At 30.9% G+C, this 21,382-nt stretch carries 21 protein-coding genes; 18 read left to right on the top strand and 3 right to left on the bottom strand.

All coding sequences use genetic code 11. The features are described from left to right. The first annotated feature begins 9 nt into the window (after positions 1-9). Both lonC and psyc5s11_RS27660 read left to right on the top strand, forming a co-directional pair. Positions 10-1,905, top strand: a complete 1,896-nt coding sequence (gene lonC / locus psyc5s11_RS27665; protein ID WP_224035633.1) for a Lon family ATP-dependent protease — start codon at positions 10-12, stop codon at positions 1,903-1,905. A gap of 235 nt (positions 1,906-2,140) precedes the next feature. Continuing rightward, the gene (locus tag psyc5s11_RS27660) at positions 2,141-3,481 is read left to right on the top strand and encodes a replicative DNA helicase (protein ID WP_224035632.1); all 1,341 of its coding nucleotides are present in this window, start codon (positions 2,141-2,143) and stop codon (positions 3,479-3,481) included. Positions 3,482-3,618: 137 nt separating this feature from the next. Here the strand turns inward: psyc5s11_RS27660 and psyc5s11_RS27655 are convergent, their stop codons facing one another. Continuing rightward, on the bottom strand, positions 3,619-3,957 hold the full coding sequence (locus tag psyc5s11_RS27655) for a hypothetical protein (protein ID WP_224035631.1): 339 nt from the start codon (positions 3,955-3,957) through the stop codon (positions 3,619-3,621). Positions 3,958-4,104: 147 nt separating this feature from the next. Between psyc5s11_RS27655 and proC the strand changes: the two genes are divergently transcribed. Continuing rightward, positions 4,105-4,911, top strand: a complete 807-nt coding sequence (proC, locus tag psyc5s11_RS27650) for a pyrroline-5-carboxylate reductase (RefSeq protein ID WP_224035630.1) — start codon at positions 4,105-4,107, stop codon at positions 4,909-4,911. A 455-nt stretch (positions 4,912-5,366) separates the two neighbouring features. On the opposite strand, the gene psyc5s11_RS27645 is transcribed toward proC, so the two are convergent. Both psyc5s11_RS27645 and psyc5s11_RS27640 read right to left on the bottom strand, forming a co-directional pair. Then, positions 5,367-5,882: a hypothetical protein gene (locus psyc5s11_RS27645; protein WP_224035629.1), complete on the bottom strand. Its 516-nt coding sequence runs from the start codon at positions 5,880-5,882 to the stop codon at positions 5,367-5,369. A 336-nt stretch (positions 5,883-6,218) separates the two neighbouring features. Then, the gene (locus psyc5s11_RS27640; RefSeq protein WP_224035628.1) at positions 6,219-6,581 is read right to left on the bottom strand and encodes a helix-turn-helix domain-containing protein; all 363 of its coding nucleotides are present in this window, start codon (positions 6,579-6,581) and stop codon (positions 6,219-6,221) included. A 611-nt stretch (positions 6,582-7,192) separates the two neighbouring features. Here psyc5s11_RS27640 and psyc5s11_RS27635 point away from each other — a divergent pair. The 15 genes from psyc5s11_RS27635 to psyc5s11_RS27565 all read left to right on the top strand — a co-directional run bounded on the left by psyc5s11_RS27635 (position 7,193) and on the right by psyc5s11_RS27565 (position 20,993). Next, a complete protein-coding gene (locus psyc5s11_RS27635) occupies positions 7,193-7,606 on the top strand; it encodes a hypothetical protein (RefSeq protein WP_224035627.1) in 414 nt (137 codons plus the stop codon). 617 nt (positions 7,607-8,223) lie between these two features. Next, positions 8,224-8,658 carry a phage tail terminator family protein gene (locus tag psyc5s11_RS27630; RefSeq protein WP_224035626.1) on the top strand — a complete coding sequence of 145 codons (435 nt, stop codon included), beginning with the start codon at positions 8,224-8,226 and terminating at the stop codon, positions 8,656-8,658. 13 nt (positions 8,659-8,671) lie between these two features. Next, on the top strand, positions 8,672-9,793 hold the full coding sequence (locus tag psyc5s11_RS27625; RefSeq protein ID WP_224035625.1) for a phage tail sheath subtilisin-like domain-containing protein: 1,122 nt from the start codon (positions 8,672-8,674) through the stop codon (positions 9,791-9,793). Positions 9,794-9,805: 12 nt separating this feature from the next. After that, positions 9,806-10,237 carry a phage tail tube protein gene (locus psyc5s11_RS27620; protein ID WP_224035624.1) on the top strand — a complete coding sequence of 144 codons (432 nt, stop codon included), beginning with the start codon at positions 9,806-9,808 and terminating at the stop codon, positions 10,235-10,237. 95 nt (positions 10,238-10,332) lie between these two features. After that, on the top strand, positions 10,333-10,740 hold the full coding sequence (locus psyc5s11_RS27615) for a phage tail assembly chaperone (RefSeq protein ID WP_224035623.1): 408 nt from the start codon (positions 10,333-10,335) through the stop codon (positions 10,738-10,740). Positions 10,741-10,915: 175 nt separating this feature from the next. Beyond that, positions 10,916-13,342 (top strand): phage tail protein, encoded by a 2,427-nt coding sequence (locus psyc5s11_RS27610; protein ID WP_224035622.1) that lies wholly within the window; start codon positions 10,916-10,918, stop codon positions 13,340-13,342. Between the two features lie 13 nt (positions 13,343-13,355). Continuing rightward, entirely contained in the window at positions 13,356-13,835 is a 480-nt protein-coding gene (locus psyc5s11_RS27605; protein ID WP_224035621.1) for a hypothetical protein, read from the top strand. Then, on the top strand, positions 13,832-14,836 hold the full coding sequence (locus psyc5s11_RS27600; RefSeq protein ID WP_224035620.1) for an XkdQ/YqbQ family protein: 1,005 nt from the start codon (positions 13,832-13,834) through the stop codon (positions 14,834-14,836). Before psyc5s11_RS27605 ends, psyc5s11_RS27600 begins: the two co-directional genes overlap by 4 nt. Continuing rightward, positions 14,837-15,154 carry a DUF2577 domain-containing protein gene (locus psyc5s11_RS27595; protein WP_224035619.1) on the top strand — a complete coding sequence of 106 codons (318 nt, stop codon included), beginning with the start codon at positions 14,837-14,839 and terminating at the stop codon, positions 15,152-15,154. Continuing rightward, positions 15,154-15,573: a DUF2634 domain-containing protein gene (locus tag psyc5s11_RS27590; RefSeq protein ID WP_224035618.1), complete on the top strand. Its 420-nt coding sequence runs from the start codon at positions 15,154-15,156 to the stop codon at positions 15,571-15,573. Before psyc5s11_RS27595 ends, psyc5s11_RS27590 begins: the two co-directional genes overlap by 1 nt. Beyond that, entirely contained in the window at positions 15,566-16,636 is a 1,071-nt protein-coding gene (locus psyc5s11_RS27585; protein ID WP_224035617.1) for a baseplate J/gp47 family protein, read from the top strand. The genes psyc5s11_RS27590 and psyc5s11_RS27585 overlap by 8 nt, the downstream gene beginning before the upstream one ends. Further along, positions 16,637-17,227 carry a YmfQ family protein gene (locus tag psyc5s11_RS27580; RefSeq protein WP_224035616.1) on the top strand — a complete coding sequence of 197 codons (591 nt, stop codon included), beginning with the start codon at positions 16,637-16,639 and terminating at the stop codon, positions 17,225-17,227. Between the two features lie 18 nt (positions 17,228-17,245). After that, the gene (locus psyc5s11_RS27575) at positions 17,246-19,993 is read left to right on the top strand and encodes a phage tail protein (RefSeq protein WP_224035615.1); all 2,748 of its coding nucleotides are present in this window, start codon (positions 17,246-17,248) and stop codon (positions 19,991-19,993) included. Next, positions 19,994-20,554, top strand: coding sequence for a DUF4376 domain-containing protein (locus psyc5s11_RS27570; protein ID WP_224035614.1), 561 nt, complete (start codon positions 19,994-19,996; stop codon positions 20,552-20,554). Beyond that, complete coding sequence (locus psyc5s11_RS27565; RefSeq protein WP_224035613.1) at positions 20,544-20,993, top strand: putative ABC transporter permease; 450 nt, start codon at positions 20,544-20,546, stop codon at positions 20,991-20,993. The genes psyc5s11_RS27570 and psyc5s11_RS27565 overlap by 11 nt, the downstream gene beginning before the upstream one ends. Positions 20,994-21,382: the final 389 nt, after the last annotated feature.

The raw sequence follows: 21,382 nt of genomic DNA, 5'->3' as shown, positions 1-21,382 counted from the left end.
GGATTAATTTTGAATTCATATGACAACGTAGACTTATTACAAGATATTCTTTCGGGAACTTTATCTTTAGAATCACAAATAGAAGCATTATTTTCTATAACTAAAAATATTCTTGATAAAGGTGCATTTAAAGCTAGAACAGTTAGGTTTAAATTAGATAAATTTATACAGTCATTAGATCCTTGTGAGAAAGTTTTTGCATTAAATACAATCTTAGCTGAAGGTAAGGATTTAAAGATTACACCTAAAAAAGATGAATTGCAAAAAGCTATAAATAAAACTGTAAGATTGATTTCAGATGAGTTAGCTAAGAGGTATGTTCAAAGTAAGATTGAATCTCAAGTTGAACAATCTATTATGGAGAAACAAGAGAAGTACATAGATGAAGTTAGGCTTTCAGTTATAAACAAGCAAAAAGGTACTGAAAATAAGAAAACTGTTAGCAAATTAAATAATTTAATAGAATTAGATAGCAGGGTTACAAGTAAGAATATTATGAGTTTTCTAAGGCCTACGAATTTTAGTCAAGTAGTTGGCCAAGAGAGGGCTATCAAATCATTAATATCAAAGCTCTCATCACCATATCCACAACATATAATACTATATGGACCACCTGGAGTTGGAAAGACTACAGCAGCTAGAATTGCATTAGATGAAGTGAAAAAGCTTTCATATACTCCATTTGATGACAAATCTAAATTCGTTGAGGTTGATGGAACTACATTAAGATGGGATCCTAGAGAAATAACAAATCCACTATTAGGTTCAGTACATGATCCTATATATCAAGGAAGCAAAAGGGATTTGGCAGAAGTTGGTATACCAGAGCCAAAACCAGGATTAGTTACACAAGCTCATGGAGGAATATTGTTTATAGATGAGATCGGGGAATTAGATTCTATGCTTCAAAACAAACTGTTAAAGGTTTTAGAAGATAAGAGAGTTGAATTTTCGTCATCATATTATGATCCTGATGATGAGATGACTCCTAAATATATTAAATATCTTTTTGATAATGGAGCACCAGCAGATTTTGTTTTAATTGGAGCTACAACTAAAAGTCCAAGTGAAATCAATCCAGCTTTAAGATCAAGATGTACAGAAGTTTATTTTGAACCACTTTCTTCAGTTGATGTAGTATCTATAGTAGAAGATGCTGCTAGAAAATTGAATGTCAGATTAGAAGATGGTGTTGCACAAAAAATTAGTAATTATACATTTGAAGGCAGAAAAGCTGTAAATATATTAACTGATACATATGGATATGGGTTACATTGTAGTAAAGAGCGTGTAGATGACTTAGAAATAAAGTTATCAGACTTAGATGAGGTAATATCAATTGGACGATACACTCCATTTGAAAGATTAACAAATATGAATAAAAGAGAAATAGGTCATGTTTATGGATTAGGCGTAAGTGGATTTTTAGGGTCTACAATAGAAATTGAAGCTGCAGTGTTCCCAGCAAAGAAAAAGGGAACTGGTGTGGTTAGATTTAATGATACAGCTGGATCTATGGCTAAGGACTCTGTATTTAATGCTGCATCGGTTATTAGAAATTTAACTGATAAGGATATTAAAGATTATGATATTCATGTTAATGTTATTGGTGGAGGAAAAATAGATGGACCTTCTGCAGGAGCTGCTATTACTATTTGTATAATAAGTTCATTGTTAAATAAACCTATAAGACAAGATATAGCAGTTACAGGAGAAATATCCCTTAAGGGTAAGGTTAAACCAGTTGGGGGGATATTTGAAAAGATATATGGAGCTAGAAGAATGGGAATAAAACTTGTTTTAATTCCAAAAGATAATGAAAAAGAAATTCCTTTAAATACTGAAGATATAGAAGTTAGAACTATAGAAGCAATAGAAGAACTTATGGACATTGCATTTAATTAGGCATATTTTGAATAGTTATTTTATTTCATGTGTCTTAAGCATATTCAAAAAAATAAGTCTCCTTAATTAGGAGGCTTTTTTTTATAGTTAAGAAATGATAGAATTAGAATGAATTAAATTACATAGGATAAGACACATTCAAAAAATATACAGTACATTATTTGGCTTGTTATTTTATGTGTTTAAAATGCAAAAAAAGTAATTGTCGTTTGATAATTAGAGGGAGGAATAAAACTTGGATGCATCAGTTATGAGAAGTTTGCCTCAAAGTGTAGAAGCGGAACAATCAGTTATAGGATCTATGATTATAGATAAGACTGCTATAGCAAAAGTATTGGAAGGCTTAGAAGAAGAGGATTTTTATAGAGATGGTCATAAAGTAATATATAAAACTATATTAGAGATGTTTAGAAATGATATAGCCATAGATTTATTAACTTTATTAGAATATTTAAAGAGTACTGATGCGCTTGAAAGAGCTGGTGGAGTAACTTATATAACTGAATTAAGTTCTTCTGTGCCAACTACTGCAAATTTAAGTGCATACATAAAGATTGTTACGGATAAGTCTACTTTAAGAAAACTTATCAAGGCATCAACTGCAATAATTGAAGAAAGTTATAATAATCAAAGTCAAGTGGAAAATGTTATAGATGTTGCAGAAAAGAAAATATTTAACATAGCTGAAAAAAGAACATCGAAGGATTTTGAACCATTAAGTGATGTATTAGAAAGAGGATTTGCACAAATAGAAAAACTCTTTAATAATAAAGGTGAAACTACTGGAGTTAGTTCTGGATTTACTGACTTAGATGCAAAAACTTCTGGGTTTCAAAGTGGAGATATGATATTAATTGCAGCTAGACCTTCCATGGGAAAAACAACATTTGCTTTGAATATAGCAGAACATGCAGCGCTTAGAGATCATAGAAGTGTTGTAATATTCTCTTTAGAAATGTCTAAGGAACAATTAGCCTATAAGCTCCTTTGTTCAGAAGCCAATGTTGATATGCTAAAGCTTAGAACAGGAACTTTGGAAGACAAAGATTGGGAGAACATTGCTATGGCAGCAGGACCACTTTCGAAAGCAAAAATTTATATAGATGATAGTGCTGGTGTGACTGTTATGGAAATGAGATCAAAGTGCAGAAGGCTTAAAATAGAGTATGGAATAGATTTAATTGTTATTGACTATTTGCAACTTATGTCTGGGGGAACTTCTAATAGTGATAATAGACAACAAGAAGTATCTGAAATATCTAGATCTATTAAAGCATTAGCTAAAGAGATGGAGTGCCCAGTAATAGCTCTATCGCAATTATCGCGTGCACCTGAACAAAGAGCAGATCATAGACCAATGCTATCAGATTTAAGAGAATCAGGTTCTATAGAGCAAGATGCAGATATAGTTATGTTCCTATATAGAGATGAATACTACAATAAAGAAACCGAAGATAAAAATATTGCAGAATGTATAATATCCAAACAAAGAAATGGTCCAGTAGGAACTGCAAGGCTTGCTTGGCTTGGACAATATAGTAAATTTGGGAATCTAGATGTAATTCATAGAGACTAAAATTTTAGTGAATTATAAATAATATTAATATTAAAGGTAAAAACTATACTTATACTTTCCAATTTAATTATCAATGCCAAATGTTCAATGATCAATAATTGACATTGAACGTTGAACATTGACAATTTTAATATTAACTAAATAACTTTTGGAACTATCAATTTTATATTATGTTTATAATCATGAAGTAAAATATTATTTAAATCAATGTCTAATAAATAGAAAATTCTTTCGTGAGCTGAATTTTTTAGAGTATTTTTAAATTTTATTTTTAATATTAAAAAATTATTTTTATAACATATTTCTAATATATGCTTATTGCCATAAAATGAATCTATATAAATACAATAGAATTCTGGAGTTTCTTTAATTTCAAATATAGGAAGTTGTTCTGTCGGAGTGGGATTTAAAATAGTATTAATAAAATCCCGTTGACTTATTAAAGAATTATCATATATTAAAGAGTTATCTTTCATATATATTCCTCCCTTCATATTTAATTGTAGTTTGTGAAATTTTAATACAAGCTATTCTATGATTGTGGTGGATTAAAATTAAAATGTTTATATAAAATCATAAAATTTGAATTTATAACAATAAAAATTTTAAATGGGGGCTATAATATGAGTAAAAAGGTTGGATTTGTAGGTTGTGGAAATATGGGCAGTTCTATGGTTGGAGGAATGATTAAATCAGGATTTTTAAAAGCTGATGAGATAATAATTTCTACTAAAACTGAAGGATCTGCAAAAAAACTGGAAACACAATTTGAAGTAACTACAACTTTAGATAGTAAGGTTGTTGCTAGGGAAGCTGAGATTATAATTTTAGCTGTTAAGCCTTTTATGTATAAAGGAATAATAGATGAAATTAAATCAGAGCTAACGAAAGATAAGTTAATTATTACTGTAGCCGCAGGCATTACGATAGATAATATGGAAGAATGGCTTGGCGATGATTTTAAGATAATTAGAACTATGCCAAATACACCAGCACTTGTAGGGCAAGCGATGTCAGCAGTATGTCCAAATAAGAACATAAGTAAGGATGAGTTAGATTATTGTTTTAAAATTTTTGAAAGTTTTGGGGAATGTGTTCAATTAGATGAAAAAGACTTTCATGGTTTTACTGCCTTGTGTGGATCATCACCTGCATATGTATTTATGTTCATAGAGGCTATGGCAGATGGTGCTGTAAAATTAGGTATACCTAGAGCTAAAGCTTATAAGATGGCAGCACAAAGCGTATTAGGCTCTGCTAAGATGGTATTAGAAACAGGCAAGCATCCTGGGGAATTAAAAGATATGGTTTGTTCGCCTGGAGGAACTACAATTGATGCAGTTGTTGAATTAGAAAAACTAGGATTTAGAAATAGCGTTATTCAAGCTATTGATAAGTGTGCAGAGAAATCTAAGAACATGCAAAATTAAAAAAGGCGCATAAGTGCAACTAAGAACTTAAATAAAAACTATGTTTTAAATCAGTTTTGAAAACCGTAATTATGAGTATATCCCGCCGAAATTGAATACATATTTGTTCCATAGGACTGTGAAAATTTCGCTGGAATCCACTAAATGGAAGGTTGCACCCATTTCAGTTTGCTCCTGAGGCAAGCTCAGGACAAACTAAAATGGAACAACCTTCCATTAAGTGTTTTCAACAGCTTATTTTCAATGCCTATTGCACAAATATGTATCCAATTTCTCTGTTTAGATATACGCTTAAGCATAGCAAATGTTGAATATAATACTAAGTAAAAGTATGTAGAATTTAGGTGTTTATATATAGTGACTGTTTAAAATTTAGGATATTTATTTAACTATATTTTATATTTTGATGAAGTTTTCCTTGTATATATTGCAACATGTATATTTAAAAATATTATTTAGCTAAAGAAACCAAATGATTTGGACAGGTTATAATAAAATTCTAAATCATTCTCGGTATTAAAGAAACAAGGAAACTTCATACCGTAATTGCCCCATATAGTAATAGGTTTATTAGTAAAATAAAACGTGACAAAGAAAATTTCTCTTGTATTTAAACGAACTAGAAATGGGATAAGAGTTTTATTACTTAACTTATAAAAAATTCCATCATGAGGTTCAGCATTTAGATGCAGTTTTAGTATGTTCTTATCTTCGTCTGGAACTAATGTAATAAGCTTTACTTTATCTTCATCTGATATTCTATTTATATAAAAATCTACATAAGCTTCACAATTGTTTTCTTCAAAAATATTTTCTATAAATTTAATAATTTTATTTTCTCCAATTTCTATATTTATGGCTTCGATAGTAAAATTTTTAAACAAATCAAAACCGTCTAATATATTATTGAATCTTATTTTAACCTTATTTTTAAATTCAGCATTACTTATAGGTATTAATAATTCGTTCACGTCACTCACTCCTAATTAGGATTATTAATTCTATGGTAATAAAATAATATTGGATTGTCTATAATTAAAATAATTGTGTATAAATAAAAGGCAAACTAATGTGTATAACTTTTTTGTAAAAACTATGTGGATGAGGTTTTAGAATTTTATTAAAAAAATAGAGATTTTAAGAAATAGATTCTAATTATTCAAAAATATACAAAATATATTGCAAACATATGTTCGCATATAGTATAATAATTTTAAAGTTAAGAAAGAAGGGCTTTGATTGGATAAGGTAAAACGTGAATATATAAAATTGTTAAAAGAGGTTCTCAAAGAACTAGGGAGGTAACCCTAATTCTTTTTGGAATTCATATATAGGGGAATTTCTTTTTCTAACATTTTTAAAAGTAAGTTTGTTCCTTTATCAGAGCATTTACCACTTTCGTTTATTTCCCCAACCTCTATTAAAGTATCAATAATTATTTTTAAACCATCAAATAATTTTATTTCAGTATCGGCATCTTCATCTAGCCAATAGCTTAGTTTGGTATTAGTTAGATGAGATAATTTTTGTATTGTTTTTAGAGTTGGTTTTTTATTACCATTTTCTAATTCTGTAACTGTAGTTCTGGAAAAGCTAAATTTTGTAGCGAATTGTTCCTGTGTTAATCCTAAATTGGCTCTTACTTCTTTTAGTTTTGTATTAAAATTCATTTTATTGATACCTCCATAAGTATAGTATCATTCAGTTGTCTCTCTTTCAAGACAGATATTTATTCTTCTTTGAAGATAATATTATAAATGTATAAAATTAAAGACAAATAAGGAAATATGAACTTAGCTAGAATTAACACAATATATACACTAATTTTATTTAATAAATTGAAGTAATTATATCCCGAAAATAAGACTTAATATAGTAAAGGTGAGGAAGAGAGTAAATAATGTCAAGAACTATAGAAAATCAAAGAAAAAAGCTTGGAATATTTCAATATTATGTAGCAGTGAAAGTAAGAGTATCAACTAAGACATTACAAAGAATATAAAATGGACAAAAAGAACCGACGGAGGAATAATATGTAGAGATGGCTAATATTTTTAAATGATATGTCTTAAAATTAAGACTATAGGAGGAGATATGGGAGAGTATATAAAGACTTTAAAAGAAATTATTGAACACTTGAGAAAAAGAGATGCGCAGTAAGTGAATAATTTATAAATAAAACTATAAGTACTTTACTTTTGCAGGAAGCTGTAAATTATTAAAGAGTATTAATGCTAGTACAAGATTAGGATAGAGTAGAGCAATAATAGGAGTTGATTAAATGAATAATACTATAAATAGAATAGGAAAATATAAAGAAATTTTAGCAGATATAGGAGATATAGATTTAAGAGTCCAAGAGTTAGAGGAAGAGATATTGGGCATAAGTGGACAAGGCATGGAAGAAAGAACAGGAAAGACTTATAAAATCACATCTAGTGTGGAACAGCAAGCTGAGAAGCTTATGGAAAGGAAAGAAGAATTATTTAAGGCACAAGCAACTAAAAAAAGAGAGTTAAAAAGAATAGATAATGCAATGACCATATTAACAGAAGAAGAAAGAGACATAATGCAAATTGTTCATATAGAACATAGAAGGTACTATGTGGTACAAGAAAAATTAATGTTATCATATCAAAGAGTTAAGCAATTAGAAAAACAAGCAGCTATAAAAATGGAAAGGTATATTTCCTAAGGGGTTTAAGTAAGATTTATCAAACCAATCATATTGTTTAGTTAACTAATTAAAAAAAGTATATATAAAGAGATATAAAACAGTAGTTAGGGAAATTGAACTGCTGTTTTTTGTTAGCTTTAAATCAAAAAAGTTAGGGAGAGAATAAATTTGGATTAAGTTGTTGTTATGTAAATTTCTACATTATCAAAATTCTCTTATAATAAAAGCATTTATTGATTTATAGTAGATGAAGAGTAACATAATAAACAGGTTCTATTAGCAAGATTTAAGTGTTATAAGAAAAGTTATAGAAAAATTGTAGGAAAATTAGAGAAAGTCTATAAGAAATAGATAATATGAAGCCTTATAATAGTAAGTGGGAAGAAAAGATAGTTTCCTCTCATAAAGTATTAAAAAGAACTCTTAAAGTAATGGGAGTTCTTTTTGACGCGATAAAATAAAAATTTGTATGTATCAATTATTTATGGAAGGGGATGAGATTTTTGCGGCAGAGTTTGAAATAGACAAATGATAAGTACAGAAGGAATTTATTAGATTTCCAGAAGTTACGAAAGGAAAAAGTTACAACCACATTACAAAAAAACATAAAACACAGCGATTATAGGAGGAAATTTATGATTAATGATTTAATTAACTCAATTAATGTAATGTTAGTTGAGAAATTCCCAGATACAAAAGTATATGTATCAAAGTTAGAGAAGGAAATAATAAGACCTTCTTTTTTTATTCGTTACATTACTAGTAGGCAAACGGATCTAAATAGAAATAGTTATTTAAACATCATAACTATGAAGATTATTTATTATCCACCACTAGATGAGTTAATGAATGTTGATTTAATTGCTGAAAATGAAGTGTGGGATACAATGCGAGAAATTTTTAGTGGTGGATATATAAAGGTTTTGGATAGAGCTGCAAAGATAAGGAAGTTAAGAGGTAGATCAAAAAATACAGAAATACACCTAAAACTTAAGATAGGCTTTACACAAGATAGAATTTTTAATACACCAGAAAGCCCTAAAGCAGATAAAATTAATTTTAAAATTTAAGGAGGAATAACAAATGGGAGAACCATCCATAGAAATTATATTTAAGCAAGCAGGAATAACTGCAACTAAAAGAGGAAAAAGAGGTGTAGTAGTACTTATTTTGAAAGATACTATGCCATCTTCATATAGTAATCCAATAAAAATGGAGACTATAGATGAAATTCCAGAAACATTATCAGCTTTTAATAAGGAACAAATAAAACTTGCTATGATAGGATATCAAAATCCACCAAAGCAAGTAATTGCTTATATAGAGAAAGTAGATTCAGCCGATTATTCAGAAGCTCAAAGTTACTTAGAAACTATTAAATGGGATTATGTTGTAATTCCAGGCATTGGCCTAGCAGCTGATGGAAAAGCTGATACAGAGGCAAATATTACTTCAAGAGCAACAGATTTTGCTACTTGGATTAAGCAATTAAGAAGTACTAAGGATATTAAAGTTAAAGCAGTACTTCCACATTGCCCAGCAGATAATGAAGGAATAATAAACTTTAGTACGGATGATATTAAGACAGCGAGTAAAACTTATACTGCAGCAGAATATTGTTCAAGGATTGCTGGAATGCTAGCAGGAACACCATTAACTATTAGTGCCACATTTGCACCACTTGCAGAAGTAATTGATGTTCCACATTTAAAGAAAGAAGAAAGAGATGAAGCAATTGATGCAGGTAAATTAATTCTAGTTAATGATGGAACCAAAGTAAAGATTGATAGAGCAGTAAACAGCTTTGTAACTACAATTGAAAATAGAGGTGATGATTTTAAGAAAATTAAGATCGTAGACATTATGGATTTAATACATGGTGATATTAAGGCAACTGCTGAGGATAATTATATAGGCAAATATCCAAATGATTATGATCATAAATGTTTACTTATTGCTGCTATTAATGGATATTTTGAAGGATTAGAACTAGATGGATTACTTGATAGCAGTATTGATGGACAAAATAAAGCTGAAATTGATTTAGATGCACAAAAGGTTTACTTAAAGAGTCAAGGAACAGATATCTCAGCTCTAAAAGATCGAGAACTAAAAGAAAGTAATACTGGTTCTCAAGTATTTCTTAGAGGACAAGCAGTTATCTTAGATGCAATTGAAGATATTAAATTTCAAATATATATATAGGGGGAAATTGTAATGCAACAAGCAAAAAATGTTATAAACGGAACATGGGGAGAGGTTTGGATTGATGGACAATATGTTTCAGAGGTTTCAGCGCTTCAAGCAAAAGTTACTTTAACAAAGGTAGATGTCAATTTTACAAGAGATTTATGGAAGAGAAGTAAAATAACTGGTATAGAAGGGAAAGGAACATTAAAATTACATCATGTTACTTCAAGAATGAGTATTTTATTAAAGGATAATATTAAACAAGGGAAGCAAACAGTGTGTACGATCATATCTAAATTAGCTGATCCAGATGCATTAGGAGCTGAAAGAGTAGTACTTAAAGATGTTACATTTGATGAATTAACAGTAGCAGATTGGGAAGTTAAGAAGAATGTTGAGGAAACACTTCCATTTACTTTCTCGGGATATGATTTCTTAGATATAATAGAACCACAATAAAAAAGATTAAATAGACTTTGTCAGTTTGCTAAAAACCCCATGGTTAAAGTGGGGTTTTTAATTTAGCCTAATTATAAGAAATGGAGATGGATATTATGAATTTAGTTGAACAATTATTAAAAATAGATGCTGGTAAAATTGAGGTGCCATCAAAAGAGGTAAAACTTAAACTTGCTAAACTTGGAAATGCTGAAATTACATTTACATGTAATGCTATTTCAATGGAAAGATATAATGAAATTCAAGAGAGAGTATTGCAAGTAGATAAGAAAGGAAATATACAAGGATTTGCTACAGCACAAGCAAAAATAGAAACAGTTCTTACTGGGGTTTCTGAACTTAGATCAGAGGAGCTTATGAAACATTTTAAAGCACCAACGCCAAAGGAGCTTATGAATAAAATATTTTTACCTGGTGAAGTTGATATTTTAGCAGATACAATAACAGAAATATCAGGAGTGGATTCTACCTCCAATAAAAAAGAAGACATAAAAAACTCATAAGCACTGATGAAACTATAAATCTTCTATATCACTGCTGGAAACTACATGATAAGTGGCCAGCAGAGACGTTTAACAGGGGATTTGGAGAAAAGATTATCATCAGTGCTTTTATTGAACAAGAAATTGAAGATAAAATGAAACAAATGGAAGCCTTGTATTCAGGAGGTGATGACTAATGTCATTTGAACTAGATTCAACATTATTAAAAGTTGTTGATGGAGCACAAAAAGCACAAAAAGCAATTGATAGTTTATCACCTGTAGCTTCAAAAGCATCAGAAAGTGTGCAAGCAATATCTAAAGCAGCAGAATCAGTAAATAAGCTTGAAAGTAACGTTAAAGGTACAAGAGATGCAATAGGAAGTACAACATCAGCTGTTTCTAATTTTATACAAGCATGTACAGATAATACTGGAGAAAGATCTTTTGAAAATATTGGAGAGAAAGCTAATGATGTAGTTAAATCAATATCTAATGTATCAAAAACAGTTAACGATATGAAAACTAATTTTAAAAATACAAAAGCTGAGATTGAAAATTTAAAAAACACTGCATCAAATTTGTATAAGACTTTTGCAAGTACAGATTTGGGTAAAAAGTCTATTAATTTTATAGGAAAACAGGCTTCCAAAGTATCTCAAAAATTTCCTAAATCAAATGGAGGTAAAGGCCAAGGAGTCTTGAATGCAGGAGGACAATCAATTGGAAAAGTTGTTGATGGAGTTCAGAAAACTAAAAAGGCAATAGAAGGTTTAGCACCAATAGGTTTAAAAGCATCAGAAAGTGTACAAGCAATATCTAAAGCATCAGAATCAGTAGGTAAAGTTAAAAACAGCTTTAATGATACAAAAGATGCAGTAGGAAATGTAAGAACGTCTGTTTCTAATTTAATGCAAGCATTTACAAATAACACCGGGGAAAGATCTCTTGAAAATATTGGAGAGAAAGCTAAAGGTGTAGTTAAATCAATATCTAATGTACCAAAAACGGTTGAAGATATGGCAACTAATTTTAAAAATGCGAAAGATGAGATTGGAAATGTAAAAAGTACTGTATCAGATTTGTTTAAAACTTTTAAAGATAATGATTTGGTCAAAAAATCTATTGGTGGTATAGGAAAAAGGTCTGCCGAAGTAGCTCAAAAAATTACTAAATCAAATAAAAGCTCTAAGGCATCAAAGACTGCACAATCAGCTGGAGGTAAAGTGTCTAGTGTCTTGAATATAGCTAAACAATCAATGGGAAAGGTTGGGGCGTTAACTCCTTCTGTATCTGGACCATTACAGAGTTTAGGTGGATGTTTTGAAAAATTTAAAGGTGTAGTCTCAAAGTGTTTTTCATCTTTATCTGGTGCTTTTAGTATATTTACTGGGTTGCCATTACCTCTTAAAATAATAATTGGAGTAGTTGCATTACTCGCAGTTGCATTTGCTACAAATTTTGGTGGAATAAGAGATATAGTTATGGGAGTATTTAATAAAATTTCAGGTGCTGTAAAATCTGCAATTGATGTATTTAAGAAAACAGGAAGTGCCGCTCAAGGAATAGGTGCTTTATTTACAAATTTATTTGGACCAAAAGTTGGTGCAGTTGTAACCAATACTATAAAACTAATAACTACAGTAGTTAAATCCTTAGTAGAATTTATTAAAGCACATATGCCACAAATTCAAAATACTATTCAAAATGTATTTAAAGGAATTCAATCAGTTTGGAATTCAGTTTTAAAGCCAGTATTAACATTTGCGATTCAAATCTTTGGAAAGTTAATAAGCTTTGTAATGTCTAACTGGCCACTTATAAAACAAACCATAACAACAGTTATGACAGCTATTAAAAATGTTATAACTACAGTTTTAGGAGGACTAACAACTTTTTGGAATGCGCATGGACAAACTATAAAAACAGTTGTAGGTGCAGCTTTTAATAATATAAAAACAGTAATTTCAACTGTGCTTAGTGTAGTTACAGGAGTTATTAAAACTGTAATGCAAATTATAAATGGAGATTGGTCAGGAGCATGGAACACTATAAAAAGTACTGTAGGAACAGTATTTAATGGAGCTGTGGATATTGTAAAAAATGTTATAACAGCTATAGGCACAGTATTTAAGGATGTGGGTAAAACTGCACTTAATTGGGGAAAAGATATGATAATGGGTATTGTAGATGGAATAAAAGGAGCAGTTAGTTACATTGAAGATGCAGTTAAAGGTGTAGCAGATAAAATAAGATCCTTCCTTCACTTCTCGGTACCAGATCAAGGTCCTCTTACAGATTACGAAACTTGGATGCCAGATTTTATGAAAGGTATGGGAACTGGAATCAAGGTTAATACTCATTTAGTAACTGATCCGGTTAAAGATCTTTCAGTTGGAATAAAAACTAATGTAAATAAGAATTTATCTGGAGGAAGTAAATCAGGAAGCCCAGGAGCTAAAGGTGCTGCAAGTACTGGCAAGGATGATGGTGCGCAAAATGGTTTTGCAATAACAATAGCAAAACTTGCTGATTCTATAATAATTAGAGAAGAAGGCGATATAGATAAAATTGCAACAGCTCTTGCAAATAAGTTAAGTCAAACAGCACTTGGAATGGGTTAGGAGGTAATTAAAAATGATAGAATTTTGGTTTAATCAAGAGAATACATGGCTACAATTACCTGTACCACCATCTAGTTATTCACTTAAATTAGGTAATAACAATACAGTAATTAATGTTGAGTCTGTAGGAGAGGTAAATATACTCGGAGATTCAAAGCTTTCAGAAATATCTTTTGAAAGCTTTTTTCCTGCCCAAGAATATAATTTTTGTGCATATTCTAATATTCCGACACCATTTGAATGTGTAGCACAAATAGAGGCGTGGAGAAAAAGCAAAAAGCCTATAAGAGTAATTCTTACAGATACAGATATTAATGATTTATTTTCGATAGAAACCTTTGAGTATGGTGAAAAAGATGGGACAGGAGATATATATTTCACTTTAGCTTTAAAGCAATATAAGCTTTTAAAGTTAAATGAAAAAATTGTAGGTCAATGGGGCGCAAGTTTTAGTTTAACAAATTCAAATAATATATTAGGTGAAAATATATGATTAGAATATATAGCTTATATGATGGTTGGAATTTAACAGATATAACCCCAGTATGCAAAAGTGTTGAATTGTCTGCATCAGTAGATCAGCCAGCAAGAAAATGCTCATTCAGTATGATTTATTCATTAAGTGATAATAATCAGCCAAGAGTTCAAATAGGACCAGGAACATTAATAAGTATTGTTGAAGATGGAACAAAAGAACTATTCAGAGGACAAGTTATTGATAGAACATTAAATAGTTCAGGCCAAGAGGAAACATTCAATTGCATTGACTACATGAGGTTTATAATGAGCTCATCAACTAGCATGAATATTAAGAATATGACACCGGAAGATGTAGCAGTAAAGGCATGCAGTGAGGTTAATGTATTAGCTGGGAACATAGTTGCTACTGGAATACCTATAAATAGAGTATGCCCTAACACGAGTTATTACAATATAGTAATGCAATGCTATACCCAAGTCAGTAAACAAAATGGGAAACAATATATTCCTATGATGCAATCAGATAAGTTTAATGTTATTGAAAAAGGACAAGTTCTTTCAGATTATGTACTTCAATCGAGCAAAACAGATACTTATAATAATACAATGCTAGGAATGACTTATAAAGATAGTATCGAAAGCATGATTAATAAAGTACAAATATTTGATAGTGATGGTAATTACTTAGATTCAGTAGAATATTCAGGGTTAAAAGATAGCTACGGAACATTACAGACAACTTATGAAAAAGAAGACGATAAGGATGCTATAACAGTAGCAAATAATAAATTATGTGGTTTTTCAGACGAAATATCAATAGATGCAATAGGCAGTTCAGATTGTATAACGGGCTATGCATTAAAAGGTAAAATATGGTATTTGGATATATTGAGTGATTGCACATTATATATTAATGAGGATACTCATACTTGGGATTGTGGAACTGGAAAATATACAATGAAACTTACAGTAAGCTTAACTAATAAAATGGATTTACAAGGGGGAGATAGTTAAATGAACCCATATATAAAAATTTTAAATGCAGCAAGAAAAGAAGGCTCAAAAGATAATCCACCAAGTATTTGTATAGGTAAAGTTATATCACCACCCCCAAACCTAATAATAGAAACAAAAAATCTGCAATTATATACTGATGATATTTATATTGCAGATTATTTATTACAAGGATATTCAAGAGGTATTTTAATAACAGATGGGGCAGGAACTAAAATAACTACAATAGATTCATTAAAAGAAAATGATAGAGTGGCAATTATGCCAACCGCGGATCTTCAAACATGGATTATATTATGTAAGGTGGTGAGTATTTAATGGTGGATTTAATCACAACAGTAGGATCATTTCCAACAACTGAAACTACAATTACTGTCCCTAAAGAATTTGCTTGGGATTTTGATAATAATGATTTTTTATTAGTTGATGGTAAATTTCAAATTGTAACAGGAAAGGAAGCTTTAAAAGTTTGGATAAGGAAAGCACTTAAAACACCTAACAGCATATATGCAGCTTATTCAACAGACTATGGAAGTAATTTAGACAGTTTAGTTGGTACAAGACTATCAATTTCATTGATAGAAAGCGAATCTAAAAGGATAGTTTGGGAATGTATAAGTATTAATACTCATATAACAGGCATGAACAACTTTTCAGTTAACACAACAAAAGATATTTTAACAATAAGTTTTACAGCACTAACAGATCAAGGGGAGGTGACAATAACTAATGTTTAGGGAGACTAACACAGAAACAATAATAGAAAATAGAATGTTTGACAATGTACCTTCTGATATAGACAGGTCAGAAGGTTCTTTTATTTATGATGCAATAATACCGACAGGGAAAGAAATTGCGACAGCTTATATTAATATGGATAAAATTTTGAATATGGCTTTTGCATCAACAGCAGCAGCTAATGGATATTCTACTCAATTAGAATTAAGATGTAGCGAAGTTGGAATAAGCAGAAAAGCTGGAACTTTAGCAAATGGAACAATAACTTTTGCTGGTGCGGATGGCACTATTATTTCGGCTGGAACATTAATTCAATCATCTAGTGGACTTAAGTTTTCTACACTTGCTATAACTACTATAGAAAGTAGTACAGCAACAGTAAAAATTCAAGCGCTAATTGAGGGAATAAGCTACAACTTACCTTCAAATTCAATAATACAAGCACCGATTGCTATTAATGGAGTTACTTCTATTACAAATACAGTTCCAACCACAGGTGGAACTGCCAAAGAAACTGATTCAGCCTTATTAGAAAGATATTTGCTACAAGTTAAATCACCGGCAACCTCCGGAAATAAAAATCATTATTTGAATTGGGCATTATCAGTTGACGGATGTGGTGGAGCAAAAGTTGTCAGCTTATGGAATGGTAACGGAACAGTAAAAGTAATTATTATCAATTCTAATAAGGAAGGAGCAGATGCAGCATTAGTGGATAGCGTTAGTAAATATATAGAATCTGTCAGACCAATAGGGGCAACTATTACAACGGTATCAGCTACACCATTACAAATTAATATTAATGTGACATTAACTATAGATGCTAATAATTATACGTTGAATACTGTAAAAGCAAATATAGAAAATAACATAACAGAATATTTAAAAAGTATAGCTTTTAAACAGGGCAATTTGAGTTATGCAAAGCTAGGTTCAATAATTTTATCTTCCGAAGGAGTAAAAGATTATAGTAGATTATTAATCAACTCAGGTTCTACAAATATTACAATTAAAGATGATGAAATTGCAATATTAGGTACTGTTGAAATAGGGGGGATTTAGGTGAGTTTTTATCCTAATAAAATAGATAATTTTATAGAAAAGCTTAATAAGTACAAAATTGATTTAACTAAATATGTACCCACTTTTATTAGTGAAATATCAGAGATGAAGGCTATCTATGATGTGCAAGGCACTGAATTAGGCAGTCTTTTATATTACTCAAAAGATTTACTTAATCAATTCTTTATAAATACTGCCACATGGGGGCTTATTTATTGGGAAGATGAATATGGAATTGATACTAACTTAAATATGAATTACGAAGATAGAAGAACAGTTCTAAAAGCTAAAAAACGTGGTCAAGGTACAACAACAAAAGAAATGATTAAAAATGTTGCTGAATCTTTTAGTGGCGGAGAAGTAAACATTATAGAAAACAATGCTAACTACTCTTTTATAGTGAAGTTTATAGGTATTAAAGGGATTCCTAAAAATATGGAAGCATTTAAAAATATGTTAGAAGATATAAAACCAGCACACTTAGGATATGTATTTGAATACACTTATACAGTTTGGAACGTACTAAAAGAAAAGAATTTAACTTGGATTAGTTCTGAAGTAAAGACTTGGGACGAATTGAAAGTTTATTAATAAAAGGAGAGTGATTAAATGTTAACTACTACAAATTATGGACTAAAAAAACCAGAAGGTACTGATATTGTCGATATTCAAAATTTTAATTATAATGCTGATGTTATTGACATAAAATTAAAAGAAGTTAATACGGCATTGTCAGAATTAGCGAAAGATATTTCAAATTCAGTTGTTACAACTCCAACCATAGCTTATGGAATGAACAACGTAATTAAAAACACCGGGAAAGTAGCAGTAAATCCACGCTTTACAATGGTAGGTAAAACCGCCATTAACCTTTTAGGACGTGACGGAAATTGTGAAGATGTTAGTAAGTTTATTTTAATTTATGCAAGTACACCTCAAACCTTTGTCTTGGACTCTACAGCAAAGATGTTCGGTACAAACAGTATAAAGTATAAATTGCTAAGTGGGACAGGAAATACAAGTTCAGCACAAATGAAGGACTATGGTACTATATTAGATTCATCCAAATACTATTGTTTTAGTGGTTATATGAAGTCTAGTGATGGTCTAGCAGGTGGCTATGTAGCTTGTAGGAATACTGATGGCAGTAAATCATATGGCTCGGCTATTGTGTCTAGCACCGCTTGGACTAGAAAGTATGTAAAGTTTCAAGGGGATGCCAGTATAACAAAATTTGGATTGTCTATAACTACAGGGGATGCCACTGTAAATGCAGGTTATGTAAACTTTGACGGAATAATGCTAGAAGAAATAACACAAGCACAGTATAACGATACTAACTTTACTCCAAGTCCTTATGTAGATAGTTATTCATGTCTTACCAATCCATTAATAGAAATTCGCCATGATAATATCGTGATAAATGGTAATACTGAGAAAGGCATTGGTTATTGGATACCCGACATTAGCACAACTTCTTTATCAGTAGATAGTGGTAAGTTCAAATTAGTAACCGCTACAAACAACTGTTTTGTAAGCCAGTTAGTAGACGTTAAACCAAATACTGACTACTATTTGAGCGGTAATATAAGTGGGAATGCAAATATATGGGTGACAGATTTAACAAAGAATATAATTGTTAAAACAGGAGTAGGCACATTTAATACTGGAGCAAACTCTAAGATGTGTATACTTATTCGCAACGCTACTTTAGGAACAGGCATCGCAGATTCAATAATGTTAGTAGAAGGAACTGTAGCCCTAACAGAGTATAAAACCTGTAGGCTAGAGCGAACTGTTATAGAAGGTAACTTTGCTGATGGAGATAGCTTTACCTATGAAAATGGAGAAGTAACAGGGTTGAAAAATACTAGGCATACGCCACCATTGTTTGGTAAGGACTATGACTGGCAATATTATGATGATTACGCAGGATTTAAACGTATATATTTAGCTGCTAATTCATTAAAGCCTATTCCAAATGTTGACCGTACTGGCTGTTTAACTAAATATAATGGTGATATAGTTTCAAATATATATGCTAATTCCTTTACCGCAAAAGACCAGTTTAGTATATCCAGTAGCGGTGGTAATGTATATATTTCAGTAGCGGACATCGACACAGGCTTTATAGAGAGTATAGCCCCTAATGCTGATGAAGCTAAAGCGTTTATGAATGGGTGGAAATCGTCATATGTATATAATAGTAGATGTATCATATATGTCAGTGTAGTAGATGGTTTATATCCGTCATGTATAGTAAGTGCTAATATAACTTCCACTTTTACAACTGCGACAAGCACTATTACGGTTGACGATGCATCTAAGTTCAAGGTTAGTGACTTAGTTTATCTTAAATCGGGGGGGCTATACAGCATACAGTCAATGAGTGGTAACAATATAACAGTTAATGGTAGCATTACTTCTTCATGGTCTTCTAGTCCTGTACTCATTAAAACAGATAATTCCGATAGCGGTTCATATTATTTATTGCCTTTTTGCAAGAATAACGTAGCGCCTGGCTACGAAGGTTATAGGTTGCATTATAAACTAGCTAATCCCGAACCGCTAACAGACATTAATACTAGAATAGTGGGCGATATACCTACGTTTGATGTTGGGGATAACTACGTATTCCTTGACAGTGGGGTAGTGTTGGGGGAAGTTGCAAACCCCCAAACTGATACAGCTGCTTACTATGTAAATAACACCACTATTATGAGTAGTTTACTTAAGTCTAAAGTGGAAACACTAAATGCTATTTACAAAAATGCTATATACGATAGTATTTGGGGAAAATACACAACCTCTGCCTATGGTAACGAGCGCTATGGAGCAACAAATGCTAATTTCGATCCTACAGCAGTATACACAGTAGACTATAAAATACTAGCAACACAAGCACCACAGATAGGCACAATAGGTTGTAGTTATAGTCAAGATATAGTAAGTGCTATTAATGGTTTACAGGAGGCTGTAGATAGCAGACAAAAGGCAGATAGTTCACTGGATACGTTAATCGGTCTAAGTAAATATGAGGAAATCAATATAACCGATTATACGCCGCTTAACTGGTTTGGTGAAACCTCATATGTGTATGCAATGTTGAAAGTTTCGATGGTTCCTAAGGATTACATACCACATATCACACTTAATAATCTACAGTTTGAATGTAATATAGGTGGCGTGTATGTTAATGTAACTAATAAAATGAATTTAGTAAAAGTAATAGTAAGCACTAAGGACATTCATATAAGGTGGAGTACTACAGATGCAACCGTGATGGCAGCTATAAAAGCTAATGGTATTAGTATTCACATACTACAAATAACGGCAAAGTGTGAAGGGGGAAACTAAATGGACTTCGATAAAGTAAATTATGTAGACGGTGTGTTATACATTCAAAAAGACGACGGACTGGAGTGTATAGACGAAACTATCGCAAAGGAAGATGAAAAGACAATTATAACAGCCTTTAAAATGGCGTTTCCAAACGGAAAACCAATATTAGTTACTTTGGAGGATATTCAAATTAAAAAAATAACAGAGATGAGTGGTACATGTGAAGATATAATAATAAATAAGTTTTACTCCACTTGTCTAGGAGATAGTAGAAGATTTGATTGTACAGACAGAGACCAAGCAAATATTCAAGGACTAGTTGCAAAAGCACAATTAATACTTAGTGGTATGGCTACAGATAATTTGTTAGATTGGAAAGAAAGTGGTGTAGCTGAATGTTATCCTTTCACAACGACACAAGCCATAATGCTTGGGAGTGACTTGTTTAATCACATAACAGAAAAGAAAAAGCGTTATGAGAAATTAAAAGTGTATATACTAAAACAAACAGAAATAGAAGTAATACAAGCAGTAACATGGGATACTGATTTAGAAGGTGATGTAAGTGAAAAATAAAATATACAAAGACCTACTTTTAATATTCATCATGGGTAGCCTATACATGGTTATTGAGGGACTATGGAGAGGATGGACAAACATATCTATGTTAGTAGTTGGTGGTTTGTGTGCCTTTCTTATTGGGAGGCTTAATGAATATAAGGCTTTTTATAATAGAAAGATGTATGAGCAATGTTTAATTGGTACTGTAATTACGTTAGTTATAGAGTTTATAAGTGGATTGATTTTAAATATATGGTTAGGATTTAATATATGGGATTATTCAGATACTTTTGGGAATTTATATGGACAGGTTTGTTTACCATATGCTTTTTTATGGTTCTTATTAATGCCATTAGCAATTTATACAGATGATTATTTAAGATATAGATTGTTTGGAGAAGAAAAGCCAGTAGGGTTATTAGATAATTATAAAGATTTAATTACAGGAAAGTAATACATCATAGGAAAATATGGAGTAGAAGACCATTTAATTGGAAATAGAATATCAAGATGAGGACTACCCGAAGCCCAAATTAAAATAATTTGGACAAACCAATTCAAGTAGTAAATGGAACAAATTATTTATTACAAAAGCAACACTTGTAACTTAAATCAGGCAAGAGGGTATTTCAAAAGTTATAATTTATAAACCAATATAAGGTGACCTAATAATTACAAGTATTGAAAGAATAATATAAATTATTTTAAAGTTAAAGAAAAGAGATAAAGCGGTAGTATCAAACTATTGATTTTTTATTGTTATTAAATCAAAAAATCAAAAGGTTCTCTTAGAACAATTTAGAGAATTTAAGAAAAGTTATAGAAAAATTAGAGAAAGTCTGT

This window comes from Clostridium gelidum (assembly GCF_019977655.1).
Taxonomy (GTDB): domain Bacteria; phylum Bacillota; class Clostridia; order Clostridiales; family Clostridiaceae; genus Clostridium; species Clostridium gelidum.
Note: the sequence above shows the minus strand (reverse complement) of the source record. Positions and strands in the feature narration are given on the sequence as shown.

Coding starts and splice junctions, on each gene's coding strand:
- psyc5s11_RS27655 (WP_224035631.1), bottom strand. CDS start 3,957: ATGAAAGATAACTCTTTAATATATGATAATTCTTTAATAAGTCAACGG.
- psyc5s11_RS27635 (WP_224035627.1), top strand. CDS start 7,193: ATGAATAATACTATAAATAGAATAGGAAAATATAAAGAAATTTTAGCA.
- psyc5s11_RS27575 (WP_224035615.1), top strand. CDS start 17,246: ATGTTAACTACTACAAATTATGGACTAAAAAAACCAGAAGGTACTGAT.
- psyc5s11_RS27620 (WP_224035624.1), top strand. CDS start 9,806: ATGCAACAAGCAAAAAATGTTATAAACGGAACATGGGGAGAGGTTTGG.
- psyc5s11_RS27615 (WP_224035623.1), top strand. CDS start 10,333: ATGAATTTAGTTGAACAATTATTAAAAATAGATGCTGGTAAAATTGAG.
- psyc5s11_RS27595 (WP_224035619.1), top strand. CDS start 14,837: ATGAACCCATATATAAAAATTTTAAATGCAGCAAGAAAAGAAGGCTCA.
- psyc5s11_RS27605 (WP_224035621.1), top strand. CDS start 13,356: ATGATAGAATTTTGGTTTAATCAAGAGAATACATGGCTACAATTACCT.
- psyc5s11_RS27610 (WP_224035622.1), top strand. CDS start 10,916: ATGTCATTTGAACTAGATTCAACATTATTAAAAGTTGTTGATGGAGCA.
- psyc5s11_RS27625 (WP_224035625.1), top strand. CDS start 8,672: ATGGGAGAACCATCCATAGAAATTATATTTAAGCAAGCAGGAATAACT.
- psyc5s11_RS27585 (WP_224035617.1), top strand. CDS start 15,566: ATGTTTAGGGAGACTAACACAGAAACAATAATAGAAAATAGAATGTTT.
- psyc5s11_RS27590 (WP_224035618.1), top strand. CDS start 15,154: ATGGTGGATTTAATCACAACAGTAGGATCATTTCCAACAACTGAAACT.
- psyc5s11_RS27600 (WP_224035620.1), top strand. CDS start 13,832: ATGATTAGAATATATAGCTTATATGATGGTTGGAATTTAACAGATATA.
- psyc5s11_RS27640 (WP_224035628.1), bottom strand. CDS start 6,581: ATGAATTTTAATACAAAACTAAAAGAAGTAAGAGCCAATTTAGGATTA.
- proC (WP_224035630.1), top strand. CDS start 4,105: ATGAGTAAAAAGGTTGGATTTGTAGGTTGTGGAAATATGGGCAGTTCT.
- psyc5s11_RS27630 (WP_224035626.1), top strand. CDS start 8,224: ATGATTAATGATTTAATTAACTCAATTAATGTAATGTTAGTTGAGAAA.
- psyc5s11_RS27570 (WP_224035614.1), top strand. CDS start 19,994: ATGGACTTCGATAAAGTAAATTATGTAGACGGTGTGTTATACATTCAA.